General features: G+C 38.4%; 13 protein-coding genes and 1 pseudogene. 3 read left to right on the top strand and 11 right to left on the bottom strand.

The window, feature by feature from the left end; all coding sequences use genetic code 11:
- Nucleotide 1: 1 nt before the first annotated feature.
- Nucleotides 2-757, bottom strand: coding sequence for a glycosyltransferase family 2 protein (locus Q1B03_RS00070; RefSeq protein WP_299736849.1), 756 nt, complete (start codon nt 755-757; stop codon nt 2-4).
- A gap of 275 nt (nt 758-1032) precedes the next feature.
- On the opposite strand from Q1B03_RS00070, the gene Q1B03_RS00065 reads away from it, so the two are divergent.
- Entirely contained in the window at nt 1033-2130 is a 1098-nt protein-coding gene (locus tag Q1B03_RS00065) for a polysaccharide pyruvyl transferase family protein (RefSeq protein WP_299736847.1), read from the top strand.
- Between the two features lie 186 nt (nt 2131-2316).
- Here the strand turns inward: Q1B03_RS00065 and Q1B03_RS00060 are convergent, their stop codons facing one another.
- The 3 genes from Q1B03_RS00060 to Q1B03_RS00050 all read right to left on the bottom strand — a co-directional run bounded on the left by Q1B03_RS00060 (nt 2317) and on the right by Q1B03_RS00050 (nt 6076).
- Entirely contained in the window at nt 2317-2736 is a 420-nt protein-coding gene (locus Q1B03_RS00060) for a hypothetical protein (protein ID WP_299736845.1), read from the bottom strand.
- 198 nt (nt 2737-2934) lie between these two features.
- Complete coding sequence (locus tag Q1B03_RS00055; protein WP_299736843.1) at nt 2935-5169, bottom strand: YheC/YheD family protein; 2235 nt, start codon at nt 5167-5169, stop codon at nt 2935-2937.
- 172 nt (nt 5170-5341) lie between these two features.
- Nucleotides 5342-6076, bottom strand: a complete 735-nt coding sequence (locus Q1B03_RS00050; protein ID WP_299736841.1) for a YheC/YheD family protein — start codon at nt 6074-6076, stop codon at nt 5342-5344.
- Nucleotides 6077-6287: 211 nt separating this feature from the next.
- On the opposite strand from Q1B03_RS00050, the gene Q1B03_RS00045 reads away from it, so the two are divergent.
- Nucleotides 6288-6641 (top strand): hypothetical protein, encoded by a 354-nt coding sequence (locus Q1B03_RS00045; RefSeq protein ID WP_299736838.1) that lies wholly within the window; start codon nt 6288-6290, stop codon nt 6639-6641.
- A gap of 202 nt (nt 6642-6843) precedes the next feature.
- Here Q1B03_RS00045 and Q1B03_RS00040 read toward each other — a convergent pair whose 3' ends face one another.
- A complete protein-coding gene (locus Q1B03_RS00040) occupies nt 6844-7413 on the bottom strand; it encodes a hypothetical protein (protein WP_299736836.1) in 570 nt (189 codons plus the stop codon).
- A gap of 309 nt (nt 7414-7722) precedes the next feature.
- On the opposite strand from Q1B03_RS00040, the gene Q1B03_RS00035 reads away from it, so the two are divergent.
- The gene (locus Q1B03_RS00035) at nt 7723-8157 is read left to right on the top strand and encodes a hypothetical protein (RefSeq protein WP_299736834.1); all 435 of its coding nucleotides are present in this window, start codon (nt 7723-7725) and stop codon (nt 8155-8157) included.
- Between the two features lie 72 nt (nt 8158-8229).
- On the opposite strand, the gene Q1B03_RS00030 is transcribed toward Q1B03_RS00035, so the two are convergent.
- From Q1B03_RS00030 to Q1B03_RS00005, 6 genes and pseudogenes are all read right to left on the bottom strand, one after another.
- Nucleotides 8230-8604, bottom strand: coding sequence for a nucleotide excision repair endonuclease (locus Q1B03_RS00030; protein ID WP_299736832.1), 375 nt, complete (start codon nt 8602-8604; stop codon nt 8230-8232).
- A gap of 105 nt (nt 8605-8709) precedes the next feature.
- Entirely contained in the window at nt 8710-9021 is a 312-nt protein-coding gene (locus Q1B03_RS00025) for an iron-sulfur cluster biosynthesis family protein (RefSeq protein ID WP_299736830.1), read from the bottom strand.
- Nucleotides 9022-9033: 12 nt separating this feature from the next.
- Nucleotides 9034-9921: a diacylglycerol kinase family protein gene (locus tag Q1B03_RS00020; RefSeq protein WP_299736828.1), complete on the bottom strand. Its 888-nt coding sequence runs from the start codon at nt 9919-9921 to the stop codon at nt 9034-9036.
- A 266-nt stretch (nt 9922-10187) separates the two neighbouring features.
- Nucleotides 10188-11018 carry an aminoglycoside adenylyltransferase domain-containing protein gene (locus Q1B03_RS00015; protein WP_299736826.1) on the bottom strand — a complete coding sequence of 277 codons (831 nt, stop codon included), beginning with the start codon at nt 11016-11018 and terminating at the stop codon, nt 10188-10190.
- Nucleotides 11019-11293: 275 nt separating this feature from the next.
- Entirely contained in the window at nt 11294-11527 is a 234-nt protein-coding gene (locus Q1B03_RS00010; protein ID WP_299736824.1) for a hypothetical protein, read from the bottom strand.
- Between the two features lie 173 nt (nt 11528-11700).
- A pseudogene (locus tag Q1B03_RS00005) lies at nt 11701-12199 on the bottom strand (hypothetical protein); the annotation flags it as partial.

Below are 12199 nucleotides of genomic sequence, written 5' to 3'. Positions count from 1 at the left end.
GCTACCCCTCTCCTTTCTTGTCCGGTAAATGCTTGTATCTCCTCTCGATATCCACTATCTCTCTATAGTTTTGTGTGAAGCAGATCCTTTTAGAAGTCCTGAATAAATACCTGATTCTTGGCTGCCATGTATGCTTGCCCGAATCTCTTCTGATATAGCAATAGTTATTTCTACTGGTAGAGTGGATCCGATAACCTTTCGCCCTGGCACTTTTTAGAAATGACGTGTCCTCGCCCAATGAACGATTTTGAAAAGGCACATGGTGAATAACTGACTTCTTTGCGACTATAGTTCCGCCCAATACTTTTTTCACCCATTTATATTCGAAGCCAAAGTATCGGAGTCTTAATTCCCTTGTGTTGGAAAAGAATATATATCCTGACCACTTTCCAACAATATCAGCATTTGTTTTCTCGAAGGCTTTTAATGCTTCTGCTAAAAAATGACTACCATAATGATCATCATCGTCCCATTTTGCGACATAATTATATCTTGCCTTATGGGTACCATAGTTCAGACAGCTCCCCAATGAGGTCTTTTCCGGAAGCTGATACACTTGAACGTTTTCATAATGGGATGCTCTTTCTTTCCACTCTTCTAATTTCAATGAATCACTGTTTAGTATGATGATGAGTTCTTTTTCCTGTAATAACTGGCGCTCATAATTTGTAAAGATATTATCCATAAACCACTGTTTATTCGTACAAGCAACAATGGAAATACCATGGTTTTCATTCATCTCCATCTTTTTATCCACATGAATTTCCTCCTTTTTCTTCAAAGCGTTAAACATTCATGCTGACATTACTACTTTCAGACTATTCATCTTGTACCGAATTGTGTGGTTGTTTACAACAGGCTTGTCAAATATAAATGGTCTTTTATATAAAAATAAGTAGATTTAATGCAACCTTCTTCTAAATAGGATTTAAATTCCATGAATGCACAATCCATATCAAAGCTTATCCATATACTATAAAGATTCATTATTTTGCTAGTGTATGGCTACTATTAATTAAGGAAGGTGATTGAATGGCAAAAATTTTATATTTAGGCTGGCTTGGCCACCAAAATATCGGAGACGAATTAATGTTTGATATATTCAGAGAAAAGTTCAGGGAAAAAGCAGACACCACAAAATACAAATTAATCCCCTCCACAAGGAAGGTACTCAGACGACTTAAACGGAAAAAACCCTATCTCCATTACTTTGACAGTATCGTTTTAGGTGGTGGATCCCTATTTGTACCAGACCTGGTCAATATTCTTTTCAGAGCCGTAAAATGGCATAAGAATATTCGGATATTCATTTGGGGCAGTGGAATCGATTGGCTTGAAAAAAGGGAACTCATCCGACTTGGATTACAGACTGAAGATGAAATAAATTGGAAAAATGAATTCAAGATCTTTAAAGACCCTTTCTTCAAGAAAAAGCTTCAAGCCATCTTTCAACATGCTCAATTCATTGGGATCCGGGGGCATTATACGTATCAATTCTTTCAGTCAAAGGGGTACAATCTGGAAGGAGTTAAAGTGACAGGCGACCCGGGATTACTGGTTCATATGCTTCAAGAACCTCCAGAAAACAAGGATTCAAAGAAGGTAGTCATTAATTGGGGAACCGCCCATCAAAGACTTTACGGGAGAAATGAGGCAAAACTGGAGCAGGAAATGGTAGATGTAATAAAAGAATTAGTGGCAAAAGGATATGATGTTTATATTTATCCCATCTGGGTCAGTGATCTTGCACCTTGCAAAAGTCTTTATAATAAAATAGAGGATAAACAGCATGTCCATTTGATTACTCACTTACTGGACCAGTACGGTATACTAAATTTGATTAAAGACGCTAAATTTACTATCAATTTCAAGTTACATGCAAATGTTCTTTCCGCTTCAGCCGGTATTCCATTTGTCGCTCTAGGGTACCGTTTTAAGACCTTTGATTTTGCCCATTCAATAGGATTGGACCACCTGGTTGTATCTACGGACGAAACTCATTTCAGCAAACAGATCCTCTCGAAGATCTCCGATATTGAAAACCATGGAAGCTTACTGCTACAAAATCTACCAGCATACCAATTACAGGTAGAAAAGGACTTAGAGAAGGTGTTCGATTTTTTTAAATAACTCACTAAAAGAAGCTTTAATAGGCTTCTTTTTTGATATCCAATTAGTAGTTTAATAGGTTAAAAAAATAGAACTTGTTATCCACAAGTTCTCCTTTTTCAATCCTGAGAAGTTTAAGACCCATCAAAAAATGATATTATATGTTTCTTTCTTCTCTTTTTATTTCCCTCCATACTATATCCACGATTAACCAAATACGACAGTTGCATTCAGAACAGGAATAACTCCAATAGATGGTAACTCAATGGGCATGGATACTTGTTGGACCTTTTCACTTACCATTAATTCAAACGAAACAGGAAACGTCTCTTCGTCAATCGTTACAATTCCTTCCACCATAACCGTCATCGTCTGATCACCGTCCTCGTCTACTGTGCACAGTGGCATTCCGATATCAGTGGAAGTGAAAGTGGCAATGAATGTTACCTCGCAACCTGATACAGTAAACATTGCATTTACTGTACTGTTGTCAGGTAAAAATTCACGACAGATATCGATATTGAACGAATAATCCACTAAAAAATTGAATGGAAAATTACAGATAGAGAAACAGCCTTCCCCTTCTGCAGAAGCGTGACAATCGCAAAGAAAATTTAATCCCATCACATAAAACCTCCTTTCAATTGAATTACATTATTATATGACTGGAAATCAATAATGAATGGACAAACTACTTAGGAATAAAGATACATTTCTTTGCAGGTGGGAAAAGTCTTCTCGAGTTAACTAGACCTGGGAACCAAATGCATATTCCACCCTGTTTTACTTACCCACATATCAAAAGTTCAATAAACGTTCTTACGGTTACGTCCTTGGTTGAACCACTTGAAATCCCTGAAGGTGAACCGCATAAAATAGGGGTTGATAACGGATGGCAAGATACGTATCATAATCCATCTTCTTGAAACCTTTAAAGCTCGGGAAGATATTCGCCTCCAATATCCAAGGGTAGGTTCTATAGTCCAACGCAATATCTAATCCGAATTCGGCATAATGTTCGTCCTCCTGGTCCATTAGTGCACAAAAGCGTTGGCATAAGTCCACGATTCCCTTGTGAGCATATGAATATGATAGAGGAGCATTTGATTGATCAAGCGCTTCTCTTAAATGCAAGGCTTTACCTCCACGTGCTATATTCGTCAATTCTTCATTTATTCCGGCTACACGACACTCTATCCCTGCGCATTTCCATGTATCCTCTTCGATTTTCTGCATGACAACCCGGACATCAAATGGCCGCCCTTCTATTTTCAATAAATCAATATAGGTTTGATACAAATAGGGATAACTGAAAACATTCAGTTCAAAAAGCTTATCGTAGAGGGCTTGGGGTGTTGTAATACTGTGACAAAGCTTTAGCTTATTGCTGGATTCATGCAGATGGAATACGTCAGATTTATATTCAAGGATATATATTCCACGTCCTCGCGATAAGCTGACAGGTTTCAAAATGATTTTATTCTTTTCCTTTACAAAACGAATCATTTCATCCAGATCTTGAAGGAGATAAGTCGATGGAAGATGTCTTTTTAATTGGGGTTCTTCCTGCATTTGAGTTAAGTCGGACTTCGTAAAATGGTGTGAATTAAAGAGTTGGTTGTTGGTGAGGATTTTTAACTTTTCAATGGTGTGGTTATCTTGATGAAAATTCCGCCTGTAAATGACTGAGGGTATAGATGTAGATCCATACCTCCAAACTTTTTCGCTGGGATCGTATACCATGCCGTATGCAATATTCTCATTCCAATTGATCGATCGGGCAGAAAACGCAATCACAGTGCCCCCATATCTCTCATACATTCCAAGACGGTCCTTAAACTTCTCCATATAATTTATATGATAAGTTTGATTCTTATTTCCCAATAAAAATCCTATAAGCGGTCCAATCTCCACAACATTCTGTCTGGCTGACATTTGGTACACCATGTCTAATGGTATGTGCAATTTCCTGATCAGATTGCTGGATATGAATAACTCAATCGGATTGTTGTACGTATTCTCTCGAATCATAGTGAGATCATCATAAGGGATCAATTTGAACGTTTCTTCATTGACACCGAACTTTAAAACTGTCAATCCTCCGAAATCAGTATGAAATAAATGTTGGGGGAGTTTGATCACCGGGGACTCTTCATCAATATCTATGAATTTCACCCAAATGACTTCATTGCCCTCCCCCTTTTTTTGTTCAAATTGCTTCTTGGTGCTATCCGTTTTTATTAGGGCAACCGGATTCATGACGTCAGAATGTTGCTGATAGAAGTGGGCTAATTCCAAAGGATATTCCACAATCTCCTTACATATTTCCGGCTTCCAAAACTGAAGGTCTTTCATGGTGGAGTGGATGGTATCGGTTGAATCTATTTTCAGGTGCCCTTCCATATTCATCCTGAATTGAAGTCCAAGTTCATAAATACCAGGATAATAATACTGTATGAGGTCTAATATAGAGTGACTGATATCCTTAACTTGCTCCTTAATAGAGGATAAAGAAAATGATCCTGTAATGGAATGGAGTTCTTCCAGAGTATAAAGATCACCATCCATATCCTTTACATAATGAAAGGGAGTTCTCCAGTTATGGTCCTTCCCTTTTTGACAAACGATCTTTAAGATAAAGGGAGGGTTGCTACCTACCTCTTTATTGGATATCCCCGTTAATGACGGATTTGATTCAATGATTTTTAGAAGGCGTTTTTGTCTGATCACATGATGTTCATTGATGATTTTAACCTTATTCGTTTGGATAAGTTCTCTCAGCTTTTTAATACTTTTCTTTTTATTGTATTTTGTTGGATTATAGATGACTTGAGGGATCTTCATGGTTCCTCTCTCTATTAGTTGCCCATTCCTGTATTCAAAGCTTTTTACTTGATCATTCCGCAATGACAGGTGATCAAGGGTAAAGAATACAACATTTTTTCCTAATTCTTCTGCCTTTTGCACATAGTGAAGGCAGTAAGACTCTTCTTTATGGTGTCGAATTATATTATTCCATTGTTTTGTAGATAACAAGATTCCAATCGGTTGTTCATCCATTACCACACCTCCAAAGCAAAGTTCACGGGACCTTTTTCATAAATATATGCATTCTTTTCGTAAACGTATAGGCACAGGCCTTTGAATGAATACAAATGATGGAAAGAATGGATCGTGCTAATATGAGATACATTCAATCATAATAGCGCGATCCCGTATCGTGTAAAGAGGTCTATCCTCTTCTGTATTTTATGATTTCCTCCAGCATGGATTTATCCTTCAAAAGATTGAACATAGAAATCGTCGGGGTGAGGTTGGCTTCGATAATATAGATTTGTCCATCGTCAGTGATCCCGATATCAAGACCTATTCTTCGTCTTGTAGGGTAAAGGTCCTGTAAGGCTATGGCAGTATTGAGGGCTACTTCTTTAAGTTCACTCAACACTTTTTCGGTGTCTTTGTTTGTAAGTGTTGAGTGTTCAATTGCTTCTTCCAGGGTCATCACTCCCCTGGCATAATTCGTCGCAATAAATCCCTTTGCTGCCACTTTCACAAGTACCCCTGTTACCTTCCATTGGGACGAATTCCTTTTTCGCTGAACCATTACACGAGTATCAAATGGACACCCCTTAATCAAAGCTAATGGAATTCTCTGTTGAACAATGTATTTTTTCTTCCTGCTCAAATGATTCTCCTTCAGATAGTTAAATGCCCGAACTTTCCCGACGATTTCTGTTTTTGTTGATTTAGAATGGATTTCGAATATGTGACCCTCGATGGAACGGATCTGAATAACCCCAATCCCGCGTAAACCAGCGGTGGGCTTGACAATAACAGCCCCAAACTCATCTAGTGAATTTGAAAAAGACTCGAAGGTCAGCATCTCTGTTTCGGGTAAATATGGAGCCAGGGCTGGGTCTTTCTTCATGATGGTATATTTTGTGTACTTTCCCGTTGACACTTTCATAATAATTACTCCTTTATCCTGCTATTCACCTCTACTTTATATTATATGTTCCCTACTCTATTCTTCTTGTACGCTTATCCCAAAGCATAGGAAATTAACCAATTTCTCATTGAATGGAATAAAATGGGACTTAATTTAAGTCATACAACTAGTCCATAACTTTGAATGTTTAATATATATATAAGGAATCAAAAATAAGGAGGAATGAAATATGGGATTATTTCAAGGATGTTCACCTGGGTTTTGGGGGAACGAAGATAATGTAGACCTTTGGGTAGGTTTTACGCCAGACCAGGATTATGATACTGTTTTCGGTGTTGATTTCTTTGTTCTAGACAGAACCTTATTCGAAGCACTAAATGAAGGGGGAGGAGGACTGGATGCATTAGGTCGTCAATCTGTAGCCGCCCTTCTCAATGCTGCTAATCCAAATATTAATTACCCGTACACTGTTGACGAAGTCATAGCTCTAGTACAAAGCATTGACCCTACTGTCTCGCAAGAAGTAGAAGATCTAAAAGATTTATTTGAAGGCTTTAACGAATTAGGCAGTCCGATTTGTTAGAAAGATTAAATAGGAAGGTACCCCCACTTTTCTGGGGGTACTTTTTTGTTATAGTTCGTCATTAAATTCCATATAGCGGTAACATTATCCTTTTTGCCATTTATTTAAAATTTACAAAGAAACCCTTTTTCCACATATTTTTGTTGATGCCAGATAGAAAGGGAACGATTGTATCTTGAAGTATCACTCTCCTTCATACTCTTTACCTTATTGCCTTCCCCTTCACCTTGGAACCCACAACCGATTCAACAATCCGATCAAATACCTCCTGCTTTGTCTGCCTCTGCGTAACGTGGACCTCCAAATACTTAGCAAGCTTCACTAAATCTGTTTTTCTCTTTACTGTTTCTTCTCCACGTAAATACTTTCTGGCTTCTTCAACATTCTCAAATTCTCGAAGTGTGGAAGCTATCTTTTCTAATCGGTCTATTTCATGAACTCTTCTCTGCTTCATGGAAAAGAAACAGGAAATCTTCTTGTAAAGGATTTCTTTGGTATCTCGATTTCCTGTTGTGATATTGATGTATTCACAGAATGAGAGGAGATCTTTCTTTGAATATCTCTTTAAAAGTGACTCAACATCTTCTTCCTTCTCCGCTTCTTTTTGGATTTTGTCCCTGAGCTTTTCAAATTGGAGGTGGCTTTTCGGCTTGGCTTCGATGAATTGAATTTTCCCTCCACCGTTGATAAACGTATCGTAAAGATTAGAAGGGAGGCTTTCAATAAACTTCATGAGACGGTTCAAGACGATTATCGTTTCTTGTTTAGACATAGGCTCCTCCTTCAAGGTTATAGTTCATCAAAGATTGTATCGTCACACTGTTGCCTCCGATCAATGAGGAAATGGATTCTTTACTATTGATGTATATGCTTAAAGAAGTTGTCTGCTGATTCAATTTGCAAAATGTGAAATGATTATTTTTAGGCATATAGGCCAACGAAAAAAGAGCTAGTCCTTGCTAACTCAAATAATTCCTTACTTCTTCACTCTTCACTTCCACAACAATTTGTTCTACCAAATATCCTCCTCCAATAAGTATAATTATAACCTTTTATAGACCAACGCTAAGGAGGTACACCAGTGAACGGAACCATCAATCCCATTAAATTGAATGAGGTCATTGAATATGAAGATCTATTTCACGAGGCTTTTAAAGGAACATCGTTAAAAGCAGGACAAGTGACTCAAGTTATCTACTGGATCAGGCCAGGGAAATCATTCATTACCTATGACATTGTTGACCGGCATAAGAAGTATGTAAATATTGAGGATGCACCTTCCCCACCCTCGGTTCAACGAGAAGAGATTAGCTTTAAAACATTATTTGAGCTGAATCAGCAGGTGGATATTGAGATTGCTGGAATGAAGAGAAATTCTGTCATAGTGGCGATCAACATCACTTGGTCTGATAATGACTGTGTGGTGTCTTATGGGGTGACGGACCTGACAGATACGACGTATTTTGGAGTTCGGGAAGAGTTGTTGGTGAGGTGGAATCCGGAATATGCTGTTTAGAGTTGAAATTTATTAATGATAAACAATAAAGGTGCCAGAGTCCATAATCGGACTCTGGCACCTTCTTTAGATTTATTTGTAGAATACTTTATCTACATTATATTTAGCTTGTAGCTTATTGATGATGTACGTTTCGTAGATGTCACGATCCATAGCGTCTTCTACAATGGCCACATCGATTCGGTAGATTTCACCTCTGTGGTTACGTAGTGGTGAAACGGTATCTTCAAGATGCTTCTTGACTCTTTGTCTTAGCTTTCGTGCTTTACCAACGAAGAGAAGTTCGTCGTTGATGTTGTAAAATAAGATGATGCCGCCTTTATCTCTTGGGATTTCGTGGAGATCGATGAAGCCTTGGATGCTCTTGATCTTTGGTTCTTCTGAGTCTCTTGATTGTTTGCGTTCCGTTATGGAGATATCCGCTTGTGGGATCTGAATTTTTATCATGAATGGTCACGTCCTTTGTTTACTGTAAGAAGTAATGGTAACACATAAAGGATAGAATTACTATACAACGTACCATTTAAAAAAAGATAGTCTTCTCCGCCCTCTTTATGCGTAGCGGAGCCCGATACGATTATTAAACGTCTGATTCTTATTTTTAAACACGAAGAAATTATCTTTAAAATCAATCGTGAGTTCGTGTTCATAGGTATCTTCAAAGTCATCGTCGACGATGAAATCAAAATGATCAGATTGGATGATTTTCTCAGATGAATGAGGTTCTCTATTATCTATCACTTTTATTTCATAAAGATTATTTACTATATCGCAGCTTCCCCGGTCAAGTGATAGCTGAATCATTTTGCCATCAGGGATTTGGTTTAGTTTTTCTATAGCAGGTTGTGTTATTTCTAATTTCATTTTACATTCCTCCTAGTCTGTTAGTGGAACAAGTATGTCTAGATGCTGCTTTAGATTTTCAACGGTGATTGGTAGTTTATCTCCCTCGTCTCCATCGATATTGGCAATCATCTCATAGGTGGATGATGCTTCCAGGTTTGTGACTTTCATATAATGGACGTGTTCGCTTTCTGCGAGTTCTCCTGAAAGGATCTTTGGCAGTAGCAATAGAAAATGTGGCAGGGCCATGTCTTTGATGATAAAGACATGTAGCTTACCGTCATTCACTTTGGCCTCGGGTGCAATGGTTTCCATACCTCCGACAGAGTTTGTCAGGGCAACAAGCATGAGGAGCGCGTCCCCTTCCCAGTCATGGTCGGAATGGACCTTGAGCTCGAACGGCTGCTTCTCCTTCATTTTCTTCATTCCCTCTATTATATATGCAAGAGGACCGAGCTTCGACTTCTGTTCGATGGATGTTGAGAACGATGCTTCTGCCAAAGCGCCGACTGCGATAATATTGATGAAATATCTGTCATTGATTTTTCCAACATCGGTCTTCTGTACATGATTTTGCTTGAATATGTCGATGGCCTCTTCAGGGTCCATAGGAATATTTAAAGCTCGTGCGAAATCGTTGACTGTTCCGAGCGGAATCAGACCAAATAGAGGACGTTGATCCTGCTCAGCTATTCCATTAATAGCTTCATTGATTGTTCCATCACCACCCATGGCTGCGATAAAATCAAACTTTCTTTCACAAGCTTCCCTGGCGAAATCCATTGCATCCCCTTCCCCTTCTGTCATGCGAACCTCTGTTTTATATCCCATTTCATTAATGGTCTCAAGAGCATAATCACGATATTCCTGCCCTTTTTCCTTTCCAGAAGAGGGGTTTACGATTAGCATGGCTTGTTTCACACCGATTCCTCCTTTTAATATGTATACGGTATCTTTACCCTGATTTAGAGGAGTGGAACCTTATGTCTGATTAAAAGATGAATGAAAATACTCACCCAAAAGAAATAAAGAAGTAACACCAAGAAAAAGAACGATTACCTGAATGGCAATCGCTTATTATATCTAATCTAAATATCCTCTAACAAGAAGGAAGTGCAAACATCTTGAAATAGGTTGAAATTTATGTATTATCACAAATGGACCTATAATTGATCATTATTAATCCATCAGACATTTTTAACACTTTGACTATTTTTCATTTCATTACAGTGAGAAATTAAATACTTTAAAAATTTTATTGTTTTATGGATACGCTCGTGTTCCGTATTAAATAGGCTCACCTTCAATCCACTACGGATATTCATTGCTTCCTTTATAATGCTGTGCCATTCTTCAGGAAGATGCTGCAATCCATATTCACCCGCATTTTGCTTGGAGATAATGTCGTATTCACTTAACGTGTAGTATTGACGGAGCAATCCAAGTACGGACCATTCTATTTCATCATCTATCATGTCAGATCGGAATCTCTTTAACTCTTTAATCGAATTTTCCATCACATGCACCCTTTCTGCCCAGTAGGTATTCATGTTGGTAAGAACGTAAGAATATATTTGTTGTGATGAAATGTCTACCTTAAAAGAAGTAGTGTCTGGGCCAATGACGCTAATACCCTTATGCTTAAACAAATACCAAGTGATTGGATTAAAATTAAAATACTCACCAAAATTCAATACACCATTATTGTAGTAAGCATAGTCTTGCTTTTCGTCTATATTGCATATATCTTCCTGAATGATATACACTCCATCCATTTCCGGTTTAGGATATTTCAGAGCTAATTCTTTATGTATTAGAGTTAAGATATCAGAATCCTTTTCTGTCATTCGACGGCGTGTAACCGAGATAAAGTCAATATCACTTGAATTATTTACGTACGCATCCAGAACGATGGACCCATGTAAATACAAGCCTTCAATCGTTCTTGGTAGATATTTATTACATAAGGCTAAGTAATCTTGTAAAACTGCTTCCACCATCTTCGGAAATCTTGACAATGCATTTACCTCCTTAATCAATTCAATGTTCTATTCGAAAATTACCTAATTTTCTCGATTTCTTGAATTTTATACTGTCCGCAATCTCTGATCAACATGTGTAGATCCCTTTAATTGTTGAATATATGTTATATAATTCCTTTAATGGGATATTTATTACTACGAACCATGTTAACACTTAATCCCATTTTATTGTAGAGTCAATTAAGATTGAAAAAGAGACGCTTACCAAATCATCACAGGTTAGCGTCCTCTATATCTCTTGATTCATCATATTAATTAAGTTTTAAAATAGTTAATCCTGCACTATTAATGGGAATATTATCGACATTACTGATAAGGTTATCCGCTGTGTGGCCAATGTTTCTAAGTTCTACTATTCCACCTGCTGGTATAGAAACAATCGCTTCTCCATTAACTTGAAAAATCGAATCCAGGGTAACAGGGGCGCTTGTGAATATTCCCAGCTGGTTACCATACCTGCTGGAGGTTACTATTGAACCGTTCATGAATAATGCGTATGCTCCTCCTCTACTAAATCCAATCTTTCCACTAGTAAATATGACATTATAGTTTATTATATAGTCTCCCTCGTTTACTACTATTATAGAAGTTCCAGTATGAATAAAGTCTCCTGCAGAACTAATACCAGTATGATTAAAGAAAACAGGTTGGTCAGGTATTACGAGATCTCCGCCAGTTCTATATACATTACAGTATTTTCGATTGCAAGCGCATTCTCCTTGAAGACCTTGTACACCCTGGGGTCCTGGTTCTCCTTGAGGTCCCTGCTCTCCTCGAAGCCCTTGTTCTCCTTGAGGTCCCTGCTCTCCTCGAAGCCCTTGTTCTCCTTGAGGTCCCTGCTCTCCTTGAAGCCCTTGTTCTCCTTGAGGTCCCTGCTCTCCTTGAAGCCCTGGTTCTCCTTGAAGCCCTTGTTCTCCTTGTGATCCCTGCTCTCCACGAAACCCTTGTTCTCCTTGTGGTCCCTGCTCTCCACGAAGCCCTCGTTCTCCTTGAGGTCCCTGCTCTCCTTGAAGCCCTGGTTCTCCTTGAGGTCCCTGCTCTCCACGAAACCCTTGTTCTCCTTGTGGTCCCTGCTCTCCACGAAGCCCTTGTTCTCCTTGAGGTCCCTGCTCTCCTTGAAGCCCTTGTTCTCCTTGAGGTCCCTGCTCTCCTTGAAG

Origin of the sequence: uncultured Rossellomorea sp. (assembly GCF_947488365.1) — a bacterium.
GTDB lineage: Bacteria > Bacillota > Bacilli > Bacillales > Bacillaceae_B > Rossellomorea.
This window is presented reverse-complemented; position numbering and strand designations above follow the sequence as displayed.

Bases quoted from the DNA above. Each gene is read 5' to 3' on its own strand.
- Q1B03_RS00050 (WP_299736841.1), bottom strand. From the start codon at position 6,076: ATGAAAGTGTCAACGGGAAAGTACACAAAATATACCATCATGAAGAAA.
- Q1B03_RS00045 (WP_299736838.1), top strand. From the start codon at position 6,288: ATGGGATTATTTCAAGGATGTTCACCTGGGTTTTGGGGGAACGAAGAT.
- Q1B03_RS00025 (WP_299736830.1), bottom strand. From the start codon at position 9,021: ATGAAATTAGAAATAACACAACCTGCTATAGAAAAACTAAACCAAATC.
- Q1B03_RS00065 (WP_299736847.1), top strand. From the start codon at position 1,033: ATGGCAAAAATTTTATATTTAGGCTGGCTTGGCCACCAAAATATCGGA.
- Q1B03_RS00040 (WP_299736836.1), bottom strand. From the start codon at position 7,413: ATGTCTAAACAAGAAACGATAATCGTCTTGAACCGTCTCATGAAGTTT.
- Q1B03_RS00055 (WP_299736843.1), bottom strand. From the start codon at position 5,169: ATGGATGAACAACCGATTGGAATCTTGTTATCTACAAAACAATGGAAT.
- Q1B03_RS00030 (WP_299736832.1), bottom strand. From the start codon at position 8,604: ATGATAAAAATTCAGATCCCACAAGCGGATATCTCCATAACGGAACGC.
- Q1B03_RS00010 (WP_299736824.1), bottom strand. From the start codon at position 11,527: ATGAACGGTTCAATAGTAACCTCCAGCAGGTATGGTAACCAGCTGGGA.